Here is a 22,190-nt window from a genome sequence, read left to right on the forward strand (position 1 = left end):
TATGAATAAATTTACCATTTTTATTTTACTGGTTTTCAGCACTTTAACCTTAAAAGCGCAAGAAAACAAAGAATTGTCGAATTTAATAAAAGGCATTCTACAATATTCACCTAGCCTAAAAAGTCAGAAAAACTTACTTGCCATTGGAGATTTAAAAACCCAAATTCAAGAATCGTATGGTAAGCCAACCGTTGGAGCCGAAATAGGAATTGTACGAATGGATCCTGTTTCCAAAGCTAGTTTTGCAAGTCCAACGGGTACATCCGTCCTTCAGTTTCAACCAAACATGAATTATAATTCCCAATTTGTTGCAAGCCATACCATTTATGATTGGGGTAAAAACGCTTTAGCTGTAGAAAAAACTAGGTTAGAAAGCAATTTAACCAAAGCACAAATTGAACAACAAGAATTTAATTTAGGATTTCAAATTGCCCAGTTATACTATCAGATTCAATACTTATACAAAGTTCTTGACGTTCAAAAATCTCAATTAAATCGATTTGAAAGTCAGTTTAGTATCATTGCGAATCAAGTAAAATTAGGTGCTGCGTTGGAATATGATCAAATTAGTCAGCAGGTACGTGTTCAAAATCAACAAATAAAAATAGTAGAGGTAGATAGTCAAATTAAACTAATAACCGATTATTTAAGTACGCTACTAGGTCAAAATGCAGCTCCTTATTTGCACAATAATCAATCGTTTCTAAAGGGAAATAGTACAAACAATGAATTATCGATAAATGATAATATAGAAATTGAACAATTAAGTGCACAAGAAGCTATTTCTAAAAAAGAAATTGAATTAGCTCAAAGTTCCAATTTACCCTCCATTTCTGGAATTGCTAGCTTAGGAATTAGGAATGGATTTGTCCCAAGAATCAATGGTGAAACCCCGGATTTTGCTGATGATTTTAAATTAAATTCCATGCTTGGAATAAAATTAAATATTCCCATTTATTCAGGTAAAAGAGGAGCCAAACAAACTAGTATAGCAAAAATTCAGCAAGAGCGAATACAATTGCAATTACAAGACACGCAGGAAAAATTAAGCAATTCCTTTTCGCAAGCCAAAACAGTTCTTTCGACCAATTCACAGAAATATGAAAGTCAGAAAAAAGTAGTGGAGCAATCGAAATATGCCTTAAAATTAGCAGAGAATAAATTTAAAGAAGGTTTTATTCGTAAAATTGAATTGGATCAAGTACAAAATACGGTAGAAGAAGCGGAGTTAATTGCGACACAATATGAATATCTAATGAAAATAAATCAATTAGAAATATTAAAAATTCAAGGCATCAAAATTTGGTAACAAACTTCAAGAAAAAGGCAATTGAAAATTTCAATTGCCTTTTGAAATACCGGAAATCGTAATTAATTAGAAATGCGAATTAAGAGTTATAATATGCGATAATATCTCAATAGTCGATATTTTATTGCCATTTATTGGCTAATTCTTTTTCCATAGTATTACTTTTTTTTAGAAAAAAAAGAAACAAAAAAAAACTTATTTTCTACCTGTTAATGTCGAAATTATTTAGCTTTCAGCATAAACGTTTTCGTGATAACAAACAGTGGCTGAGGTTCACGAAGCCAAGTTTTTAAAGGCTGTAACAAAGAGCAGCACGAAAAGAAATTTTATTAAAAGTTCTAACTCTTAATTCGCATTACAAGTTAAATTCTACCGCTAATTTTGTGTCTAATAATCTGCCATTTTCAATTGTAAGACCTTTATTTAACGAAGCATTGCTTTCACAGGCCGATTCCCAACCTTTATTCGCTATTAATTGAACATAAGGCAAAGTAGCTTGCGTCAATGCTGCGGTAGATGTTTGTGGTACGGCTCCAGGCATGTTTGCTACACAGTAATGTAAAACATTATCTACGAAAAAGATAGGGTCTTGGTGGGTGGTTGGTCGACAAGTTTCCATACAACCTCCTTGATCAACTGCCACATCTACCAACACGGTCCCGGGAGCCATTTTGACAAGGTCATCTTTCTTAATTAAATGAGGAGCCTTTGCTCCATGTAATAAAACAGCACCAATGATTAAATCAGTCGTGGGTAAATGCTCTTGAATAGCAAATTGTGTAGAAAATTGAGTTGTTACATTGGAAGGTAAGGTTTCATTCAAATGCCGTAATCGAGCTAAATTGGTATCCAAAATAGTTACATTAGCACCTAAACCTGCGGCCATTTTAGCTGCCTGAGTTCCAACTACTCCCCCACCTAAAATTAATACATTCGCAGGACGAACACCAGGAACTCCACCCAACATTTTGCCTTTACCACCTTGAGGTTTTCCTAAATAATAGGCACCCACTTGAATGGCCATTCGACCAGCTACTTCCGACATAGGCGTCAGCAAGGGCAAAGAATGGTCTGGCAGCTCTACGGTTTCATAAGCAATGCAAACAGCTTTTGTTTGAATCATGGCTTCTGTCAATTCTTTCGAAGCAGCAAAATGAAAATAGGTAAATAAAATTTGACCAGGACGAATAAATACAAATTCTGCTGCCAAAGGTTCTTTAACCTTGACGATCATATCTGCATTTTGATAAACTTCACTAGCAGAATCTAAAATGATAGCCCCGACACTTTGATAGACCGTATCCGAGAATCCTGATCCTACACCTGCGTCTTTTTGAACAAATACTTGATGCCCATTTTTAATTAGAGAATCAACACCTGCTGGAGTCATACCTACTCGGAATTCGAGATTTTTTATCTCTTTAGGGATACCTATTTTCATATTAGTAGAAGTTTGTTAGATGAGTGTAAAAAAGAACGACCAACGAAAAATTTCGCTGGCCGTTACCTTTGATGAAGTATAATACTTTGCAAATATAGTATTAAACCAAAAAAAATAGTGTAATAAAGGTATAAATAAGAAATATATGAGCATGAAATAACAAAAAACAGAAAATTTTTCTTATCATTGGTATTTAAATACTGATTATCCGAAAATATTATTGACATGAAATTACATTTAGATAGCCTTGATTATAAGATTTTAAAGATTCTACAGTCGAATAGTCAGATTACACTAAAGGAAATTGCTAGTAAAGTTAACCTTTCATTGAGCCCTACACACGATAGAATACGTAATATGGAGCAAGAAGGATATATTTTAGGGCAAGTTGCCTTACTTAGCAGAAAGAAATTGAATTTAGGACTTTTGGTACATTGCCAAGTAACCTTAGAAAAGCAAAATAGACAAAATTTCAAAGCATTTGAAGAAGCTATTAAAGAATATCCGGAAGTAATCTCTTGTCATTTGGTTTCAGGAAATTTTGATTATTACTTAAATGTTCTTAGTGCGGATGTTGAGAGTTACAATCGATTTTACCAAGAAAAATTAGCTGTTTTGCCATCAATCGCCCATATTAACAGTTTATTTGTGATGGATGAAATTAAGCAGACTACGGAATTACCGATATGAATTATGAGTTATGAATTATGAGTTAAGTATTGTAATTTTGTTTTTGATTTATAGTAAGGAGAGTAAGTAATTTAAGAAAATTCATAACTCGTAATTCATAAATCATACTTTATTTGGGGTCGACCGGTTTTGACAGCTTATTAGATCGGTTGTAAGCACGTCGGGAGTTGTAGGTATTTCCTGTTAAAAAAACCTTCGAAACACAACTGGCAATACTTCGTATGCCATGGCTGCTTAGTCTGATAGACTAACCAAGTGCCATCGTTCAGCCTCTTCCAAACTCTGCCGAGGAGGGCATCTGAGCGTCGACATGCAGAGTCGATAAGTAGAATTTCTCTAACTGCTTGTTAGTACCCAGAGGATAAGTTGAAATTTTGGCTGGTTGCTGGCCTGATTTTGATCGAAAATTAAAAGCAAATAAACGTGTAGAAAGCTGCTGGTTGCTAGGTTTGGACGAGGGTTCGAATCCCTCCGACTCCACCAATTCAAATCCTTAACTTTTGATTTTCAAATAGTTAAGGATTTTTTAATTTAGCATTAGTATACATTTATAATAAATCTGAAATTATCTCAATTTTAAGTCTCTTTTCAAGTGGGGTATAAAATTTGGTTAAATTGTTTTTAATGTGCAATGGGGTACATAACCCATCTGCAACATTTTACCTATTTTACCTTCTTATACAATTTCGACCTGTTCATCAATCACTAAATATTCTGTATCAAATCAATGGAGGGATAGCTTTTTGAAAACACCTTTTAACAAGCTGTCAAAGACAAAAATCCTATCCAATTGAACATCAACTTAATTTAACTAGACACGAGTGATTTGAATAAATTTCTAAAAAATCTATATATGTATTTCAAGAATGAAAGTAATTTTATAGAAATGAATGAAATAAGATTTATCACAATGCTATTCGAACCACGAATTAATTCATAGATAGGATTTGCCACTTTATCACTATTGGAATCATGATAGCCATTAGCCATAAATTCAATGTTTGAAGCACCTATACTATCAGATAAATCAATAAATATTTGATGAAAGTCGGATTTACTTGGAGCTAACTGAATTGCATTTTTGAAAGACTCAATATATTTACCTGGAACAACATGAAAACAATCTCCAACTCTTTTTTGAGATTCCCATAATTCGAAAGTTTCTCTCCATGTAAGATTAACTTTAGAATAATTTAAATTAAAATCTGAAATACTTTTTTTTAATTTCAAATCAAATCTTGAAATAACCATAAAATCGTAATTAATTCCAGAATTTATTATTAGATCCAATCCCATTAAAATATTATCCTGCTGTGTTAGATTGTATTTTTTATTGATGAATATTAATTTTTTAAAGGTTAAACTTTTGACTAAATAAGTAGAAAAAAAACTTGGATATGTAATGCCATATAAATCAATTTCATAAAATGATTCTAAAGGAAGAATTATATTTCTCTTAATTGAACTCAGGTTGCTTCTTGAATCAACAATTCTATAACCAGGAGATGAGCCTATTGAATAATAATTTACTTTAAAAAAGTGTCCTCTTAATAGAACCGCTACCCTAGCCATTTATATAAAATTTAATTTTTATAATATTTCATTTTATGTTAATCATAAAAATCAGTTAGAATTCCAGAAAATATAATATCTTCTGAATTTATCAAATTTATGTGAATTGATATGCCTAATTCGATTTAATAATTATAAAGGTTAATCTTTGAGTTTTTTTTTCAAAAAATGAAATCCCGAATCATCATAGCATAATTCAATGTTTTATTTATCTTTGAAGATTATCAAATCAATTAATTATGAAAAAATCTTACTTTAACAATTCCATTTTAAAAGGAACAACTCTTTTATTTGCTTCCCTTTTGATCTCCAATTTTACAGCAAATGCTCAACAGAAATATGGTCCTAAACCTGTGGAAGGTCGTTGGGATATCACCATCAATAATGGGACCAAAAAATCTCCATCTTGGTTAGAAATTAGTCATTCAGGTTTAAAGACATTTGTGGGTCATTTTGTTGGAGATGGCGGAAGTGCAAGACCCATCTCTAAAATCAATGTAACTGATAACAAAATATCCTTTTCTATTCCTCCACAATGGGAACCTTCTGAAACAGATTTAAAAGTAGAAGGAACACTTTCAGGTGATCAATTAACTGGAACAATGACTACACCTAGAGGTCAAACTTTGACATGGGTGGGTGTTCGTTCACCTAAATTAATTTCATTAAACGAACCAACCTGGGGGAAAGCTGTTAAAATATTCAACGGTAAAGATTTAACAGGCTGGGAAGCGATGGGAACTACTAATCAATGGATAGTTAAAGATGGCGTATTAACAAGTCCAAAATCAGGGTCTAATATTCGTACAACCGATACTTTCAAGGATTTTAAATTACACATTGAATTCCGTTACCCAGAAGATAGCAACAGTGGGGTTTATTTACGCGGCCGTTATGAAGTACAAGTTTCTGATAGCTATGGAATGGAACCTGTTAAAGATCAATTAGGTGCATTATACGGTTTTATCAAGCCTTTGGTAAATCCAGCGAAGAAAGCAGGCGAATGGCAAAGTTATGACATTACATTGGTTGGCCGTTTGGTTACAGTTGTTTGTAATGGCATTACCATTATTAACAAACAAGAAATTCCAGGAATCACCGGAGGCGCAATCGACAGTAATGAAGGAGAACCAGGTCCTATCATGATTCAAGGAGATCATGGACCGGTAGAGTACAGAAATATTGTGTTAACACCAGGGAAATAGGGTTATAGGTAAAAGGTAAGAGGTAAAAGGTAATAGGTAAAAGGTAAAAGGTAATAGGTAATAGGTAAAAGGTAAAAGGTATTAGGTAATAGGTATTAGGTATTAGATATTAGGTATAACCTTTTACCTATTATTGCGAATTAAGGGTTGAAATTTCCAATTATTAATCTCTAAATTACCGCTTTTAGCTTCAATACTTCGCCAAGTCCAGTAACCGAGATCGGTGGACGCTAATTATTCTTTTTAGGTCCTATAAATGAATTTGCGGTTAATCCGACGAAAGAAACGAAAGAAATTATGAGGTATGAATTATGAGTTATGAATTCTAAAACAGGCTCATAATTCATAATTCATACTTCATAATTAAATTGATTCGTCTAGGATTAACTTGCAACTAATAATTTTTTTGTTTCTTTTTTTTCAAAAAAAGAAATGCCATGAAAAATAAATTAGCCAATAAATGGCAATGCGATAATGGAAGTGTGTAGTTGTTACTGTTCAGTTATCAGTGTTTAGTGACTAGTATTTAGTTTTTAATTTACCTAATAACTAAACACTATTACCTTTTACCTATTACCTTTTACCTATTTAGTTCATCCTTACCGTCTCCACTCCTGCTAATAAGAAACAACCTAATCCAAAATCTTCAAAATCAGGAACTGAATCAAAAGTGACAGGCTGAGATTCTTTAGGTTCTTTACCTGTTCCTTGTACAAAGCCCAAGAATCCATTATCATGGACCGTTGTTAGTAAAGCTCCCCAAGTTTTATTGATCAACTTTTTATATTTCTTTGAAGGCAATAATCCATTGTTGACTCCCCATGCCATACCGTAAACAAACAAAGCGGTTCCTGTCACTTCTGGACCACCATAATTGGATTCATCTTTCAAACTGACATTCCAAAAACCATCTTTTCTTTGCAATGGAATTAAAGCATTGGTCATAGCTAAATAATCCGCTACATACTCCGCTCTATGAGGAGCATCTTTCGGCATGGTTTCTAAGGTTCTCACCAAAGCGGCATACACCCAACCATTCCCTCTTGACCAATAACAATTTTGACCATTGGGCTCTTTATATGGTGGAACAAAATCTTTGTCTCTCCACCACAAACCATCAGCTGCGTTATATAAACCATTTACCCCATGTTTATTCTTGGTATAGGCATATAAATCATACATTTTCTCGTAATAACGAGGATCATTAAATAATGTCCCTAAACGTGAAAATACAGGCATAGCCATTTGTAAACAATCAACCCATGACCAATCATTGGCTTTATCGCTTAAAAGCATATTATCAATATTATCCTTGATGGGTTTAATCCTGACAGAATCCTTTTGCATCAAAAACAAATCCAAATAGACTTGCCCGCATGCCTGATTATCGGCATTTCGGGTTTTTATCGCTCCATCTCGTAAACCCCAATGATGGAATTCTCCCCAATCGACCATGTAATTTAAGTCTTCCGATTTGGGATCAATTTTATACAATTCCATTAAACCTTCATAAAATACCGCTCTTGTCCAAATATTTGAAGGTCTAATGCGGTCAGGTCTTGGAATCATTTTACCTACATCAGGCCATTTTTGTTGAAAATATGTTTTTGCCAAATGCATTTTTATTAAAGATCCATTTTTATCAAATTGAGCCGATAACATAGCGGGCAAAGAAAGTGCTAATATTAGGAGTATATATAATTTCTTCATCATTAGGCTAAATAAAACATATCTTCTAAATCAACAGATACAGGTGAATTATCGGGATTGCCTAACATGATGTCTTTCATATAGGCCCACCACTTTTTCATCACTTCTTGATCTGGTAGTTTTTCTAATTTCGACAAATCCTCTGATTCCAAATAGGCAAATAAAATAGAGGTTTCTCGATCGAGAAATATGGAATAATGACAAATACCTACCTCCTTCAATAATTGGGAAAGTTCAGGCCAAATTTCATCATGACGACGTACGTATTCTTGTTCGTTTCCAGGAATAAGAAACATTTTAAACGCTTTCCTTTGCATAAAATAGAATTTTATACAAAAGCATTTTTTCATACTATTCTACTATTCAACAAATTGGATTTGTTTTTCAAAAGCATCCAATTGTTCATCATCAAAATTCAAATGAGTCACAAATCGAATATATCCAATACCAAACGGAGCACATTTTATCCCTTGATGAGCCAATTTTTGTACTTGATCAACTGCATTGATCCCCTCATTTAAACGGATTATCACAATATTGGTAGAAACGGGTAAAATTGAATCTACCCAATTTAAGGTCGAACAAATTTCAGCTATTTTTTTTGCGCGGATATGATCTTCTTTTAGCCTTACAACATGATGGTCCAAGGCATATATTCCAGCAGCTGCCAATAATCCGGCTTGGCGCCAACCACCCCCAAATCTTTTCCGAACACGTTTCGCTTTTTTGATAAAGCTGGTTGAACCCAATAAAACTGAACCCACAGGTGCGCCTAAACCTTTGGATAAACATACGGAAATCGAATCAAACCATTGCCCAAATTGCAAAGGTGTTTGTCCACTTTCCGCCATGGCATTAAAGATTCGTGCGCCATCTAAATGTAAAGGAATCATCTTAGAACGACAAAATTGCGAAATTTCTGTTAAGGTTTCACTTGAATAATAACTTCCTCCTCCTTTGTTCACTGTATTTTCCAAACTTACCAAAGCACTCTCGCATGCGTGAATATCATCCGGTGAAATAGCAGCTTCTATTTGCGATTTACTTAATCGTCCTAAATCACCTTTTAGAAGTTTAACGGAGGCGCCTGAATTGGCCATGATACCACCTCCTTCATATAAATAAATATGCGATAATTCATCGCATATAACTTCTTGTCCCTTAGAGACATGCACTGAAATAGCTATTTGATTGGTCATTGTACCTGAAGCACAAAACAAGGCTGCTTGCATCCCAAATAATTTGGCAACTTTTTCTTCCAAAGCCAAAATACTTGGATCTTCTCCAAAAACATCATCACCCAAAGGCGCAGAAAACATCGCCTCTTTCATTCCTTGCGTCGGTAATGTAAAGGTGTCACTACGAAGTTCTATTGTTTGCATATTAAAATTGTTTTAGAAAGGATATTTTACTTAAAAGGCGACTTTGTTTTTGCAAAGTAGCATCGGAACCCGAATAATCAGATTCATTAAAAACAATATAAATAAAAGATAGTGGTTGATATTCATAAGAAAATCGAATATTTAAAACATGTAAATCGTTCAAAGTGTTTTGCTGATAAAATCCAATTAATTGCACCCTTGGATTCAATGCTAATCGAGATTCAATCATAAATAAATCTACATTCTTATCTTCTTTTTGTATTCCAACGCCCTTAAATTCATTGCGATCGTAGGTAAATCCAACATTCACATGAGGAATAGGTGCAAAATTGAATTTCAAATTATAATAATTAGAATATCCATTATAAAAACCACCAAAATCATAGGTTCCTAAAAAGGAATACTTCTTACTTCGATCGGTAGAAATAACAATTCCTTGTCTAAAATAATGGTACTCTCCTTTTTCAATAGGAATATTTAAAGGACTAAATTTTTCTTCTAAGTTTTGGAAACTTGACTCGCCATAAATTCCAATAATCCCGCCATTTTGTAAATTTGACCAAAACGGAGTAAACAATATTTTACGTTCTACTAATTGAGAGGAAGTCAAACTATGGTAAAATTCCGTATAAACCCCAGGTTCCACACTCCTTATCCATTTCGGAAACCAATTTTTTCGGAGATTATAATAGCCGCCTTGAGAATTTGACAAAATATTGGTTCGAGAAACAAAACCCATGGCCGGCAGATAATCTTTGTTTACTGTAGTTTGCGTCCAGTAGGCGTTTAATTGATTCGTCCGATAAAAAAACTGGTTATATTGGGCCAATGCAGCATTTCCTGTTTGAGAATCTTGGGTAAGACTAACCATTCCAGAATAAGAAAGTACATCCGAAAAACGTACGAATGCATCCATCGAAGAAGTGGATTGAGTTTGCAAAGGATTTTGTTTATAGGTTAAAATTCCACCCAAACGATTTTGTTTTCCAAAATTTTGCGAAAACCTTCCGACACCAAAATTGGTATAATCAACTCCATCTCCAGCCCCTTGTTGAACTAAAATAGCACCAAAGTTTTGTGCATCAGATCGATGTACATATCGAGCACCTCCTTTAATTTGAATGGGTTGAACATTGGCATCTAAACCAATGGTTCGACTAAAAAAAGGTTGAATAACCATAGATCCGCCTAACACCTCATCAACAGGTTCAAGTCCAGATCCAAAAAGTGACGCATTTTCTAAAAAAAATTGTCTCCTTTCAGGAAAAAAAACCGAGAATCTACTAACATTATTTACCTGAAGGTCGACATCTGCTTGCGCAAAATCTGTATTCACAGTCAAATCAAGTATATTATTCGGATTGATTGCCCATTTAATTTCACCACCGAACTTAATTGAAGAAAATTCCTTAAATCCTACTTCGCTCCCATTGTCTTTATCTCTCGATAAAATAGAATATGGAACTATTCGAAGGTTGGTTGAAGATGTTTTTGGAGGATTAATTGACTTTAAAACACCGGCATAATCCATCCTTAAGGGACTAAATGCTCTTGGATGTGGCGACCAAACACTTAATTCATTGGAAGAACGTCTTAATCTAAAAAAGTTGAGTCCCCAATCTTGATTAGAATTTGAACTAGATTTAGGATAACGTAAAGTTTGCCAAGGAATAGCAAATTCTACTACCCATGATGAATCCGTTCGTTGCGTCCGAACCTTGTATAAACCATCCCAATCGATATCAAACTGGCGATCATCAAAAGATAACAAATCCCTTTGGACTCCATAGGCATTTGATTGCAAAACAATCGCATTTCTTTTGTCTTTAAATCCATCGATGGCTATTCCAAAAAGGTCATTACTGCCGAAATCATAATCGCGCTTTAAATTCGGAGATCGGAATTTTTTCTTACCGATAGTATCGTAATTTATGGCGGAAACATATAAATATTGCTTATTACCCAATATCCTTACCTCTGTTTTGAAGCTTGCATTATTTCCCTGAAAAGGTTCCACCTGATAATTCAACAAAATGGGTTTTGCTAGGTTCCATTCACTTTCAGACATTCTTCCATCAATTGTTAAACTACTCTCGATTGGAGTCATTTGAATTTCAGGTTTATTTTTCAAAGGTGCGAACACGTCTTGACTAAAAGTACAATAGCTAAACAAAAAGAAAGTGGCTAAAAGAGGAAATTTTAAGAAATGAAGCATTATTTATTAAAAAAAAAGTAGATTACACCTGATTATCCATGAACAGGTTTAGAGATACTAAGAAAATACAAACGAATCATAATGGGGGCTCCTACCAAAAACAATCCCCAAAAAAAGAAGCTTGCTAAAACAAACCCAACGGATGATATAATAAAAATGATTCGTAAATATCTCTTCCAAATTAATGAATCCTTGTTTTTTGCAAACCAGAATACCAAAGGAAAATTCAATGGAAAAAGCATCAAAATGGAAGCATTCCATGACATCACTTCATGATTCGTACATGTTGCCAAAAAGAAAATCAACCAAGAAAATACCCCATAAATGGAGAATAGGACATAATCCAATAGGGGCAAAAACCTCCATTTGATTATTGAAAGTCCTAGTAACAATAAAATTAATACCCCTAATACAAATACAGGTCCACTAAAGTTTATGGAAGCATGATTTTGCAATGGTGCATCGTATATAGGGTCTACCGAATTAACCAAAGGCGTTTCACCATTTTTAGCAAAATTTAAGGCATAAAATAAATTATCGGGAAGGTAGCAAGATTGATTCGCATCCGCTTTTACATCTGACCTTGCTCCTAATGCTAGATTCATTCCAAAAGTCACCCAATTGTTGGCTGGCAAATATTTATTCATCCATTGCCGGTAAGACAAATTCTGAAGTGAATCCAACTTGTTCCAAGGTACATGAATCAACTTTTCTTTGACGAAGACATCTCTGATTCGAGAAGAACAATTATCATAAAAAAACTTATACTGATACTCCTTATTTTGTGGCAATAAATTGGTTTCTAACCTTTGATAGATACTATTTTTTTGAGTTAAACTAAGATTTAAGTTTTGTGCAACCAAAGTTCTTTGCTCATAATTGGCATAATAATTGGCTACATCTTCAAATTTGTTAAATGAGATGGTATAGGGCAAGGTTCCCTTCAAAAATTTCCAATAAAAATTGTCGGTAGCAAAATCGAACGTACCATAACTATAGGCCTTATCTACACCTAAGACTGGATCTTGAATCAGGATCATGCTGTGACCAAATTTGCTATACAATTCAGTTCCTGACGCTACGGTTACCAATGAAATACTCGACTGTTCACTCAATTGAGCAAACAAAAAACTTGTTTGAATGAACAAGAAAATAAAAAGATAGATTTTTTTCATTATTTCCCTTCAATTACCACCACCATTTCACCTCTAACTTTATCTGGTTGAGTTTGAAATTGCTTTAAAACTTCCTCTGCTGATCCTCTGTGCATTTGTTCGTGCAATTTTGTGATTTCTCTAGCTACCAAAACTTGTCTTTCTGGACCAATAAATTCGATGATTTGTTCCAAGGTTTTGATGATTCGATGTGGAGATTCATACAAAACAATGGTTCTCTCCTCTTCAGCCAAATTTTTAAATCGGGTTTGACGACCTTTTTTGTGAGGTAAAAAACCTTCAAATATAAATCTATCGGTTGGAAAACCCGAATTCACTAAAGCAGGAACAAAAGCTGTTGGACCCGGTAAACTTTCAATTTCAATGCCTTTCGCCAAACAAGCTTTTACCAATAAATATCCTGGATCAGAAATCCCTGGAGTTCCCGCATCAGAAACCAATGCTAATTTCTTTCCAGCTTCCAACATTTTGACAACTCCTTGAACTCCTGCATGTTCATTGTGTGAATGATGTGCATACAAAGGTTTAGAAATTTCTAAATGCTTCAATAGTTTTCCTGTATTGCGAGTATCCTCAGCCAAAACGGCGTCCACCTCTCCTAATATGCGAATAGCACGTAATGTAATATCTTCTAAATTACCGATTGGAGTTGGAACAAGGAAAAGCTTCATGAACAAAAATAATTATTAATTAGTAATTATTAATGAGATTCAAAAGTTAAATTGTCGAATTTCCATATCCAAATCATCGTTCTTGAATTTGGAACCTTAACATTTGCAGAAAGGAAGTGATTCAGAGTTAGAGAAAAGAGTTGAAAACTTAAAAAATCGGACGGATAGTTCAATGGATCGACTGCCTTGGATTAAATGAAATAAATATTTGCTTTTTTTGTAAAAAATATGCCAATGTATATTTGAATCAGTAAATTACATCGATCCTATGAAGTAAAAATCTAAAAATAATTTATGGCATTTTTCAGTTTTTTTCAAAAATGATCATAAATACTTGTAAAAACACCAAAGGGTTCATGATTCATTTTATCAATAAACTTAATTTCTAAATCGGTAAATTGCAGGGGGTAAAGGGATCTGCTTCCCCTAAAAATTCTAAGGCCAATTTCCAAACAAGAAACTGATAAAGTATATCATTTAATTGATTTTCTGGATTCCATCCACGATGTATTATATCTTAATCCATTAATCATTACCATTACACAATGTTTTTGATTTCTGTTCTCAAATGTCCGTTTAAATCGCAACAATTATCAGTACGGAATGGTAACAACAAAAAATGATTAAGTTTGATTAAACAAAAAAAGCGCATCGAATGATGCGCTTATGTAGAGAGTGAGGGATTCGAACCCCCGGACCTGTAACAGTCAACAGTTTTCAAGACTGCCGCAATCGACCACTCTGCCAACTCTCTGTCTCGTAATGAGATTGCAAAAGTAAGGTGATTTTTCATTTTATGCAACCTTTTGCGTAAAAATCCTTAAAAAATAATTTTTGAAATGAGCCAATCCAATCGGTCTTGAAGGCTTAAATCATACGGAACCCACTGAATATCAATTCCCGACCTTTCCATTTTCCTGAAAAATGTCATTTGCCTTTTAGCGAATTGATGAATGGATATTTCCAAACCATTTTTAAATTCATCCCAACCATATTGACCTTCTAGGTAATTAACAATCCACTTATATTCCAAACCCAACCATTTTAAATCTTCGGCACTCACTCCTTGGACTAATAAATCTTCAACTTCTTTGATTAAACCTTCTTCTATACGTTGCATCAAACGAATCGAACATTTTTCTCTTCGAAGTTCTACGGAAGGATTTAAACCAAAAACATGAAATGGTCGATTTAGGGATTGATTTTCTTCTAAAAAATCAGGTGTATGAGAAAATTCATAATTGGAAAGAAGTGCATCTATGTATAATCCCGTTCCACCGCAGAGAATCGGCCATTTAGATTTTTGAGCCGCTGCATTAATGGCCTGAATGGCATCCGACTTAAAATGTGCTACCGAATAAGGTTGACCAATATCTAAAATATCAATCAAATGATGTTGGATGATGCAATCATTCACCATATATTCCCGTAAATCTTTACCTGTACCAATATCTAAACCTCGATAAATTTGTCGCGAATCTGCAGATATAATTTCACCGTTCAATCGTTGGGCCAATTGAACAGCTAAATTTGTTTTCCCGCTTGCAGTAGGACCTAGAATAACAATCAATGGATTTTGCTTCATTTCAATTCATACCTTAATTTCAAATTACCTGCATTACATGCATCGGCAACATACCAATTTTCAACCAAACTACGATGTTTCAAATCATTGACGCTAAATAACAATGGATTAGTAAGGGATTCCATTTCAAATCCCATTCCTAAAAATCCATGTCCATCATTCCATTCCAAATCCACATAGGTCATAATATTATCTACCAAAAAAGCTTTTTGATAAAATCGTAAAGCTTTGGTAATACCACCCACGATACGAGTGCCAGGCAATGAAGCGAAGCGAACCAATTCGGTTGATTGTTGACCTACATATTTTTTGTCCTTCATCACCAATGTTTTCCCAAAAACAGCCACTCCAACCAATGGGTTTCCCTCGAATTCAATCGAACTTTTAATTCCTCGAAATTGACGATGTGGAGGAACAAATAATCCCAAGTAGGTTTTACCTTTAGCATCACCTAAAATATGAGACATATTTAAAAATTCATTCGCTACATTCTGAGGGATAATTCCAACTTTCAAATCACGTGCAAAAATGGAAAATGTTCCGTGCAATAATTGATGAAGATACATTTTAATAAAATCTCTACGATGGAGCCAGTTGTCCTCCCAAATACACATATACTTGGAAAATTTTTGGCGATTCGTTAACATCAATTCCTGCCAAATAACTGGTGAAAGTGTATTTTTTCGATTGGAAAAATCACTTAAAGCGACACCTTGAATAAAGATTTGTTTTTCCTCATTGAACCAAATAGGGAAAAATACCATTGAATCAGGATAAGGATAAAATCCTAATTCTGCTAATTGTTGATGCAAAACCTGATAAAATGGGTGTTCTTTGATTTCCATAAATAGATTCAAAGATAAATTTTAATGAGTAGAAAATGGATTTATTCATCTTTAAAAATAAAAATTATATGAATATGAATTATAGATTTGAGGCGAGTAGCAGAGAGGTTTCCACTTTTACTAACCAAGAAATAAGAGATCAATTTTTAATTGAAAATATCTTTCATGCTGATAGCATTGAATTAACTTATACCATTTACGATCGAATGATCATTGGTGGGGCCAAGCCAGTCAATTTAGCTTTAGAATTACCCAATCCAGATAAATTAAAGGCCAATTACTTCTTAGAAAGAAGAGAGATAGGGATTATCAATGTAGGGGGAAAAGGAAAAATAAGTACTGAAAATGAGGAGTTTATTGTTGATAAACTAGATGCCGTTTATCTAGGAAAAGGTACTCAAAAAGTAGTATTTGAATCTTTATCCAAAGAAAATCCCGCTTTATTTTATATTTTATCCTCTCCTGCTCATGCCCAATTTCCAAACACGCATTTAGCCAAAAAAGATGTTATCACGGTAACATTAGGTAGCTTAGAAACTTCCAATCACCGAACCATTTATAAATATATTCATAATGAAGGTATACAATCATGCCAATTGGTGATGGGATTAACCATTTTAGAGCCAGGGTCCGTATGGAACACCATGCCAGCCCATGTTCACGACAGACGGATGGAAGCCTATTTATATTTTGATGTAGATCCTGCGCATAGTGTTATGCATTTAATGGGCCAACCTCAAGAAACGAAACACATTTGGATGCAAAATCACCAAGCGATTATTTCTCCACCATGGTCGGTTCATAGCGGTTGTGGAACAAAAAATTATTCCTTTATATGGGGAATGGCTGGAGAAAATAAAGATTACACTGACATGGAATTTTCGGAAATCACTGAATTAAGATAAAATGAAAAAATACATCTTGTTACTAAACCTATTATGTTTATCTGCCATCTGCACGGCACAAAATTCTGTTTTAATGGCAGAATCCATGATGAAAATCCATGCTGATTCTATCCAAGTAAAAACAGGTAAACCAGCGAATTGGGATTACGAGCAAGGTTTATTTTTGAAAGCATTGGAGCAGGTTTATATTCGAACAGGTGATGCCAAATATTTTGATTACATCAAGAAAAACATCCAAACGTTTGTGGATGATAAAGGGAATATCAGAACTTATAAAGCATCGGAATTCAATTCTGATAATATTACAACAGGACGTGCCTTGCTTTTTCTTTATCAAGAAATAGCGGATGAAAAGTATAAATTAGCGGCCCAAAAATTAAGAGAGCAAATTAAAACTCAGCCAAGGACGAAAGAAGGTGGATTTTGGCACAAAGATAGATATCCCAATCAAATGTGGTTGGATGGATTGTACATGCTTGAGCCTTTTTATGCTGAATATGGAAATATTTTCAACGAAAATAATTGGGATGACATAGTAAAGCAATTTGAATTAATGTGGAAAGGTAGCATCGAGCCTAAAACAGGTTTATTGTTCCATGCTTTTGACTATGCAAAAGTTCAACCTTGGGCCAACAAAGAAAATGGCCATTCGCCTAATTTCTGGGGTAGATCCATGGGATGGTATCAAATGGCTTTGGTAGATGTATTGGATTATATGCCAGAAAACCATCCAAAAAGAAACATTCTAATCAGTCAATTAAATAGATTAAGTGAAGCATTATTGAAAATCCAAGATGCGAAAACGGGTTTATGGTATCAAGTTCCCAATTTCCCAGGAAGAAAAGGCAATTATTTTGAGGCCTCTTGTGCAAATATGTTTGTTTATTCCTTTGCCAAAGGAGTAAGAAAAGGTTATTTATCTCAAAAATTCCTACTAGCCGCACAAAAAGCATATCAAGGAATTAACAAGGAATTTATTTCAAAAGACGCTGAAGGCAACATTCATTTGGAAAAAACGGTGAGTGTTGGTGGATTGGGTGGTACTCCTTACCGAGATGGAAGTTATGAATATTACCTTAGTGAACCCTTAAAAAAAGATGATTTAAAAGGTGTTGGACCTTATATTTTAGCATCTTTGGAAATGGAAATAGCAAAGGAATTATCCATCGGTAAAGGTAAAAAAGTTGTATTGGATTATTATTTCAATCATGAATATCGCAAAACCAAAGACGGTAAATCCGAAAGATTTCATTATACATGGGAAGATAGAAAAGATTCTGGTTTTTGGCTTTGGGGACAACAATGGCAACAATTAGGAGCGAAAATTGATAGCTTAGGATCCTCACCAACCCAACAAAATTTAAAAGGTGCAGCGGTTTATATCATTGTTGATCCAGATTCCTATAAAGAAACAAGTAAACCAAATTACATGACAGCTAAGGCAGCTGATGAAATTGAAGTTTGGGTGAAAAATGGAGGGCATTTAATATTATTAGCTAATGACACAACCAATTGTGAAATACCTCGATTCAATGAATTAGCTAAGCGATTTGGAATCGAATTTGTGGCGCCGAATCTAAATTTTGTACAAGGTAAAAATTGGGATCAAGGAACAGTACTCATACCAAAAGGCAATGAAGTATTTGAGCCAATTAATAAAGTTTATATCAAAGAAATTACCACATTAAAATTATCAGGTTCAGCAAAATCTTTGGTTAATCATCAAGGACATTCCGTTATGGCAGTTGCGATGGTAGGCAAAGGAAAAGTATATGCATTGGGTGATCCATGGTTGTATAATGAATACACCAATAACCGTAGAACTCCATTGGAGTATGAAAACTTCCTTGCAGCTAAAAAATTAGCGATTTATATGTTGAAGAAATAGAAGAGAGAAGAGAGAAGAGAGAAGAGAGAAGAGAGAAGAGAGAAGAGAGAAGAAATCGGATAGTTCAACCCTACAAAAACTTTCCTCCCATGAGCTTCTCCAATTCTTTCAAAGGGATGGAATAAGTTTGCCAATTGGGATGTAAATTATGTTCATTGGGGATAAGAATACACCACATTTTTTCTGTTGAAATAACCACTTTCCAGCAGTGAGATGGTATAATTACCTCCCCACCTCTTCCCAAACGCCCAATTCCTCCCGCATAGATGGTTAATTTTTGACCTCTCCTAGCCAACTTTCTACAGTATTCTTCTAATCTTTTCCAAGGACCACGATTCAATTGTGGAGTCTGGGGAAGCATATTCGACATTAAAAATGTCTCTTCATTGAGATAATCACTAGAACTTCGATCTTCCGAATTACACAAATGACCACGATCATAACCTGATTGACGATAGTCATCAGCATCCGATTTCTTAAATGATGTCGGCAAATCTTTATCCTCCCTAAAACGATTACTTCTTTCTGCCCCACCTAAATCTGAATAAGAAAGCGTCCATCCTACCCAATTCGCACGAGCATCATTTCCATTATATGACATAACGTAACCTTTCTTTACGACTAAATAATTGGAAGTTGATGCTGTACTAGCACTTGTAATATTTTTAATCCCTGAAGGTAAAATTTGAAGGAATAAAAGTAATACAAATTGAAAAATCATGGTTTAATATTTAATCGCATTTATCTCTTTTCTCTCTCCTCTTTTCTCTTTTCTCTTTTCTCTTTTCTCTTTTCTCTTTTCTCTCTCCTCTTTTCTCTTTTCCTTACCTTTTCTTACTAAAAAACCATCCTAAAAAGTCAGGCTCAGCAAAAGCATTGTCCCAAGAGTTATGATTGACTTTAGGATATTCGGAATATTTGACATCGCCTTTCGCTAGTTGGAGTGCTTCAACTAATTTGCGAGAATTCTCCACAGGTACCACCATATCAGCATCTCCATGAAATACCCAAAAAGGGAGCTTATGGGCATATTTATTAACAAAATTCAAATCGGCACCACCACAAATTGGACCAGCTGCAGCAAACATTTTAGGATAGCGAGAAACCACTTCCATGGTTCCCATACCTCCCATGGATAAACCTGCAATGTACAATCGCTTTTTATCAGCTTTATTTTCTTTAACCAAGCTTTTTACCAAATCAACTGCCGCCTGAGTAGGCCAATTCAGCTTTTCATTGTAAATAAAATCAAACGAATATGGTGATTTTACACCACGATCAATCTTGATACTTGCCCAAAAATTATCTTTTGGACATTGTGGAAAAATCACAATCGCTGGATATTTCTTTCGATTATCTTCATTCAAAAACAATTTTGAACCATGAGTCAATTGGGCAACATTATCATTACCCCTTTCTCCAGCACCATGTAATAATAAAAATACGGGATACTTGTTCTTTGGGTTGTAATTCTCTGGATAAAGGATTTGATACATCAATATATTTCCCTCTTTTGTAACAAACTCTTTCTTTTCAAATTGAGCCCACATAGAATAAATGGTAATTAAACTAAAAACAAAAACTAAAAATATCTTTTTCATGATTTCTATTAATAAATTCTTTTGAAAGGGAATATATTATTTACTTCTTTGAATCATATCTGCTCGGGGGACAGAAATGAAACGACCTACTTGTTTCCCATTTTTAATGGAAATGATTCGGATCCGCTCTGCATCTTTTGGTACAATAACTTTTCCTACTGCTGCGGGATAAAATTTGTCAGGATACGAATTATCAAAACTGTAATGGAAAGTTACATTTGATATTTCAGGAGTCAATTCGACAGAAATCTCATTATTAGCATTTTTACTAAAGGATATTTTAGGCTCATACATACTTGGGGCATATTTTTTCTCTGCTGCATCAAAACGCTCAAAATGAGATTCCACACGATCAATGAATCCATTCCAATCTGTTCTTTCCCTAGGAGACCATAAACGTTCAGCTATCGCAAAGGAACGTGGATAAACCATGTATTGTAAATGTCGATAGTTAAATAATTGTTCTGACCATAAATTAGCCTGTCCACCTTTGACAAATTTTTCATTGATGCCTGCAGGGGTGGGATTAAAATCATAGGAATCCTTTAACCGCACTGTTTTATACACTTGAGGTTCTATGGCAATATCACCTTGCATTAAATCAACATATACGTGATTATTCGGAGTCATAACTACTTCATGACCATCTTTAGCAGCTTGTATTCCACCTACCTCTCCTCTCCAAGACATTACAGCAGTACTCTGTGGTAAACCTCCCCCTTCTAAAATCTCATCCCATCCCATCATTTTTTTCCCTTTGGAAGCCACAATTTTAGATAAACGTCTGGTGAAAAAAGCCTGAACCTCTTGTGTATTTTTCAAACCTTCTTGTTTCATCATGGCTAAAATTTGAGGATTTTTCTCCCAATAATTTTTGGGACATTCATCTCCACCAATATGCATGTATTCGAAAGGAAAAATGGCAGCTATTTCGCCAAATACTTTATCTAAAAAAGTATATACTTTTTCATTGGCGGGGCATAATGTATTGTCTTGCAAGGCAATTGCATGATCAGTAGACCAATCAATAAATGGTTCTCCGGAAATTACTTGGTAATTCACTGCTTCTGGCGTACAAGATAATTCTGGATAGGAGGCGATGGCTGCCATGGAATGTCCTGGAACATCTACCTCTGGCATTATTTCAATAAACCGAGCTTTTGCATATTGAATCAATTCCTTTAAATCCTCTTGGGTATAAAAACCGCCATAATTTCTTGGTTCACTGGGTTCTGGTTTAGAAAATTCCGTAAAACGACCAACTTTTTTAACATTAAACGCTCCTTTTTTTGTCAAATTGGGAAAAGCCTTAATTTCTACACGCCAGCCTTCATCATCCGTTAAATGAAAATGCAAAATATTGTATTTATACTCTGCCATTTCATCAATGAACTGTTTTACCTCAGCTTTGGTAAAAAAGTGACGAGAAACATCAAACATCATTCCTCTCCAAACAAACTTTGGATAATCCGTGATTTTAGCAAATGGAATTTTTACAGCGATTTTCGTTTTTATGGTTTTACTGCCTAATTCTTTGGGTAGTAACTGAGTTAGTGTTTGAATACCATAAAATAAACCTACTGGTTCATTCGCTTTAATTTGAACACCTTGAGCATTTACTGTCAATTGATAACCTTCTTTTCCCAATTGATTGGAAGATTTATTGTTTAATTCCAACTTAATATTAGCAAGTTGAGCTTGATTGCCTGCTCCCAAAAGCCATTGTATTTTTATTCCAGCATTGGTACCCAACTTTTGATTCAATAATTCATAAGCAGCCTCCAAATTTTTATTTTGAGGTGCAGAAATTATGAGACTTTTAGGTAATGTATAGGTTCCTGAAGGATATTCTGCTGAAACAGGAATAGGAATTAAAGCGGGTTCTTGGGCAAATGTGAAGGTAGAAATCAATAATAAGCCAAGGAAAGATAGTTTTTTAAGTTTCATTTCAGATTTAAATAGTTTGTTAACGAATTAAAGTTCCATTAAAATGTGA

18 protein-coding genes, 1 tRNA gene and 1 other RNA gene are annotated in these 22,190 nt (G+C 34.3%); 6 read left to right on the forward strand and 14 right to left on the reverse strand.

Going from position 1 to position 22,190, the window contains the following annotated elements:
* Position 1: 1 nt before the first annotated feature.
* A complete protein-coding gene (locus V7S76_RS09220) occupies positions 2-1,309 on the forward strand; it encodes a TolC family protein (protein WP_459509805.1) in 1,308 nt (435 codons plus the stop codon).
* 355 nt (positions 1,310-1,664) lie between these two features.
* Here the strand turns inward: V7S76_RS09220 and ald are convergent, their stop codons facing one another.
* A complete protein-coding gene (gene ald, locus V7S76_RS09225) occupies positions 1,665-2,750 on the reverse strand; it encodes an alanine dehydrogenase (protein WP_459509806.1) in 1,086 nt (361 codons plus the stop codon).
* 225 nt (positions 2,751-2,975) lie between these two features.
* Between ald and V7S76_RS09230 the strand changes: the two genes are divergently transcribed.
* Together V7S76_RS09230 and ssrA are read left to right on the forward strand one after the other, a co-directional pair.
* Positions 2,976-3,440, forward strand: coding sequence for an Lrp/AsnC family transcriptional regulator (locus tag V7S76_RS09230; RefSeq protein ID WP_459509807.1), 465 nt, complete (start codon positions 2,976-2,978; stop codon positions 3,438-3,440).
* Positions 3,441-3,555: 115 nt separating this feature from the next.
* Positions 3,556-3,923: a transfer-messenger RNA gene (gene ssrA / locus V7S76_RS09235) on the forward strand.
* Positions 3,924-4,247: 324 nt separating this feature from the next.
* Here ssrA and V7S76_RS09240 read toward each other — a convergent pair.
* Positions 4,248-5,012 (reverse strand): hypothetical protein, encoded by a 765-nt coding sequence (locus V7S76_RS09240; protein WP_459509808.1) that lies wholly within the window; start codon positions 5,010-5,012, stop codon positions 4,248-4,250.
* Between the two features lie 239 nt (positions 5,013-5,251).
* Between V7S76_RS09240 and V7S76_RS09245 the strand changes: the two genes are divergently transcribed.
* The gene (locus V7S76_RS09245; RefSeq protein WP_459509809.1) at positions 5,252-6,217 is read left to right on the forward strand and encodes a 3-keto-disaccharide hydrolase; all 966 of its coding nucleotides are present in this window, start codon (positions 5,252-5,254) and stop codon (positions 6,215-6,217) included.
* A gap of 588 nt (positions 6,218-6,805) precedes the next feature.
* Here V7S76_RS09245 and V7S76_RS09250 read toward each other — a convergent pair.
* The 9 genes from V7S76_RS09250 to V7S76_RS09290 form a co-directional block, all read right to left on the reverse strand.
* Positions 6,806-7,927 (reverse strand): glycoside hydrolase family 88/105 protein, encoded by a 1,122-nt coding sequence (locus V7S76_RS09250; protein ID WP_459509869.1) that lies wholly within the window; start codon positions 7,925-7,927, stop codon positions 6,806-6,808.
* A 2-nt stretch (positions 7,928-7,929) separates the two neighbouring features.
* Entirely contained in the window at positions 7,930-8,244 is a 315-nt protein-coding gene (gene rhaM, locus V7S76_RS09255; RefSeq protein WP_459509810.1) for an L-rhamnose mutarotase, read from the reverse strand.
* Between the two features lie 42 nt (positions 8,245-8,286).
* Positions 8,287-9,309 (reverse strand): threonine aldolase family protein, encoded by a 1,023-nt coding sequence (locus V7S76_RS09260; protein ID WP_459509811.1) that lies wholly within the window; start codon positions 9,307-9,309, stop codon positions 8,287-8,289.
* A gap of 1 nt (position 9,310) precedes the next feature.
* Positions 9,311-11,524, reverse strand: coding sequence for a carbohydrate binding family 9 domain-containing protein (locus V7S76_RS09265; RefSeq protein ID WP_459509812.1), 2,214 nt, complete (start codon positions 11,522-11,524; stop codon positions 9,311-9,313).
* Positions 11,525-11,556: 32 nt separating this feature from the next.
* Positions 11,557-12,699, reverse strand: coding sequence for a lipoprotein N-acyltransferase Lnb domain-containing protein (locus V7S76_RS09270; RefSeq protein WP_459509813.1), 1,143 nt, complete (start codon positions 12,697-12,699; stop codon positions 11,557-11,559).
* On the reverse strand, positions 12,699-13,370 hold the full coding sequence (rsmI, locus tag V7S76_RS09275) for a 16S rRNA (cytidine(1402)-2'-O)-methyltransferase (protein ID WP_459509814.1): 672 nt from the start codon (positions 13,368-13,370) through the stop codon (positions 12,699-12,701). The genes V7S76_RS09270 and rsmI overlap by 1 nt, the downstream gene beginning before the upstream one ends.
* 669 nt (positions 13,371-14,039) lie before the next feature.
* Positions 14,040-14,124 (reverse strand) — tRNA-Ser (locus V7S76_RS09280).
* A 66-nt stretch (positions 14,125-14,190) separates the two neighbouring features.
* Positions 14,191-14,955, reverse strand: a complete 765-nt coding sequence (locus V7S76_RS09285) for a tRNA (adenosine(37)-N6)-dimethylallyltransferase (protein WP_459509815.1) — start codon at positions 14,953-14,955, stop codon at positions 14,191-14,193.
* The gene (locus V7S76_RS09290) at positions 14,952-15,800 is read right to left on the reverse strand and encodes a hypothetical protein (RefSeq protein WP_459509816.1); all 849 of its coding nucleotides are present in this window, start codon (positions 15,798-15,800) and stop codon (positions 14,952-14,954) included. The genes V7S76_RS09285 and V7S76_RS09290 overlap by 4 nt, the downstream gene beginning before the upstream one ends.
* Before the next feature lie 74 nt (positions 15,801-15,874).
* Between V7S76_RS09290 and kduI the strand changes: the two genes are divergently transcribed.
* Together kduI and V7S76_RS09300 are read left to right on the forward strand one after the other, a co-directional pair.
* Complete coding sequence (gene kduI / locus V7S76_RS09295; RefSeq protein ID WP_459509817.1) at positions 15,875-16,705, forward strand: 5-dehydro-4-deoxy-D-glucuronate isomerase; 831 nt, start codon at positions 15,875-15,877, stop codon at positions 16,703-16,705.
* 1 nt (position 16,706) lies between these two features.
* Positions 16,707-18,593 (forward strand): glycoside hydrolase family 88 protein, encoded by a 1,887-nt coding sequence (locus V7S76_RS09300; RefSeq protein WP_459509818.1) that lies wholly within the window; start codon positions 16,707-16,709, stop codon positions 18,591-18,593.
* Positions 18,594-18,663: 70 nt separating this feature from the next.
* Here V7S76_RS09300 and V7S76_RS09305 read toward each other — a convergent pair whose 3' ends face one another.
* The 3 genes from V7S76_RS09305 to V7S76_RS09315 all read right to left on the reverse strand — a co-directional run bounded on the left by V7S76_RS09305 (position 18,664) and on the right by V7S76_RS09315 (position 22,141).
* On the reverse strand, positions 18,664-19,314 hold the full coding sequence (locus V7S76_RS09305) for a DNA/RNA non-specific endonuclease (RefSeq protein ID WP_459509819.1): 651 nt from the start codon (positions 19,312-19,314) through the stop codon (positions 18,664-18,666).
* A gap of 103 nt (positions 19,315-19,417) precedes the next feature.
* Positions 19,418-20,194: a carboxylesterase family protein gene (locus V7S76_RS09310; protein WP_459509821.1), complete on the reverse strand. Its 777-nt coding sequence runs from the start codon at positions 20,192-20,194 to the stop codon at positions 19,418-19,420.
* A gap of 36 nt (positions 20,195-20,230) precedes the next feature.
* The gene (locus tag V7S76_RS09315; RefSeq protein WP_459509822.1) at positions 20,231-22,141 is read right to left on the reverse strand and encodes a beta-N-acetylhexosaminidase; all 1,911 of its coding nucleotides are present in this window, start codon (positions 22,139-22,141) and stop codon (positions 20,231-20,233) included.
* Positions 22,142-22,190 lie beyond the last annotated feature (49 nt).

The organism is Aquirufa sp. ROCK2-A2 (assembly GCF_054558485.1).

Excerpts from the sequence above, each read along its gene's own strand:
- V7S76_RS09265 (WP_459509812.1), bottom strand. The coding sequence starts at position 11,524 with ATGCTTCATTTCTTAAAATTTCCTCTTTTAGCCACTTTCTTTTTGTTT.
- V7S76_RS09285 (WP_459509815.1), bottom strand. The coding sequence starts at position 14,955 with ATGAAGCAAAATCCATTGATTGTTATTCTAGGTCCTACTGCAAGCGGG.
- V7S76_RS09250 (WP_459509869.1), bottom strand. The coding sequence starts at position 7,927 with ATGAAGAAATTATATATACTCCTAATATTAGCACTTTCTTTGCCCGCT.
- V7S76_RS09300 (WP_459509818.1), top strand. The coding sequence starts at position 16,707 with ATGAAAAAATACATCTTGTTACTAAACCTATTATGTTTATCTGCCATC.
- V7S76_RS09245 (WP_459509809.1), top strand. The coding sequence starts at position 5,252 with ATGAAAAAATCTTACTTTAACAATTCCATTTTAAAAGGAACAACTCTT.
- kduI (WP_459509817.1), top strand. The coding sequence starts at position 15,875 with ATGAATTATAGATTTGAGGCGAGTAGCAGAGAGGTTTCCACTTTTACT.
- V7S76_RS09270 (WP_459509813.1), bottom strand. The coding sequence starts at position 12,699 with ATGAAAAAAATCTATCTTTTTATTTTCTTGTTCATTCAAACAAGTTTT.
- V7S76_RS09310 (WP_459509821.1), bottom strand. The coding sequence starts at position 20,194 with ATGAAAAAGATATTTTTAGTTTTTGTTTTTAGTTTAATTACCATTTAT.
- V7S76_RS09290 (WP_459509816.1), bottom strand. The coding sequence starts at position 15,800 with ATGGAAATCAAAGAACACCCATTTTATCAGGTTTTGCATCAACAATTA.
- V7S76_RS09315 (WP_459509822.1), bottom strand. The coding sequence starts at position 22,141 with ATGAAACTTAAAAAACTATCTTTCCTTGGCTTATTATTGATTTCTACC.
- V7S76_RS09305 (WP_459509819.1), bottom strand. The coding sequence starts at position 19,314 with ATGATTTTTCAATTTGTATTACTTTTATTCCTTCAAATTTTACCTTCA.
- rhaM (WP_459509810.1), bottom strand. The coding sequence starts at position 8,244 with ATGCAAAGGAAAGCGTTTAAAATGTTTCTTATTCCTGGAAACGAACAA.
- V7S76_RS09260 (WP_459509811.1), bottom strand. The coding sequence starts at position 9,309 with ATGCAAACAATAGAACTTCGTAGTGACACCTTTACATTACCGACGCAA.
- V7S76_RS09230 (WP_459509807.1), top strand. The coding sequence starts at position 2,976 with ATGAAATTACATTTAGATAGCCTTGATTATAAGATTTTAAAGATTCTA.
- ald (WP_459509806.1), bottom strand. The coding sequence starts at position 2,750 with ATGAAAATAGGTATCCCTAAAGAGATAAAAAATCTCGAATTCCGAGTA.
- V7S76_RS09220 (WP_459509805.1), top strand. The coding sequence starts at position 2 with ATGAATAAATTTACCATTTTTATTTTACTGGTTTTCAGCACTTTAACC.
- rsmI (WP_459509814.1), bottom strand. The coding sequence starts at position 13,370 with ATGAAGCTTTTCCTTGTTCCAACTCCAATCGGTAATTTAGAAGATATT.
- V7S76_RS09240 (WP_459509808.1), bottom strand. The coding sequence starts at position 5,012 with ATGGCTAGGGTAGCGGTTCTATTAAGAGGACACTTTTTTAAAGTAAAT.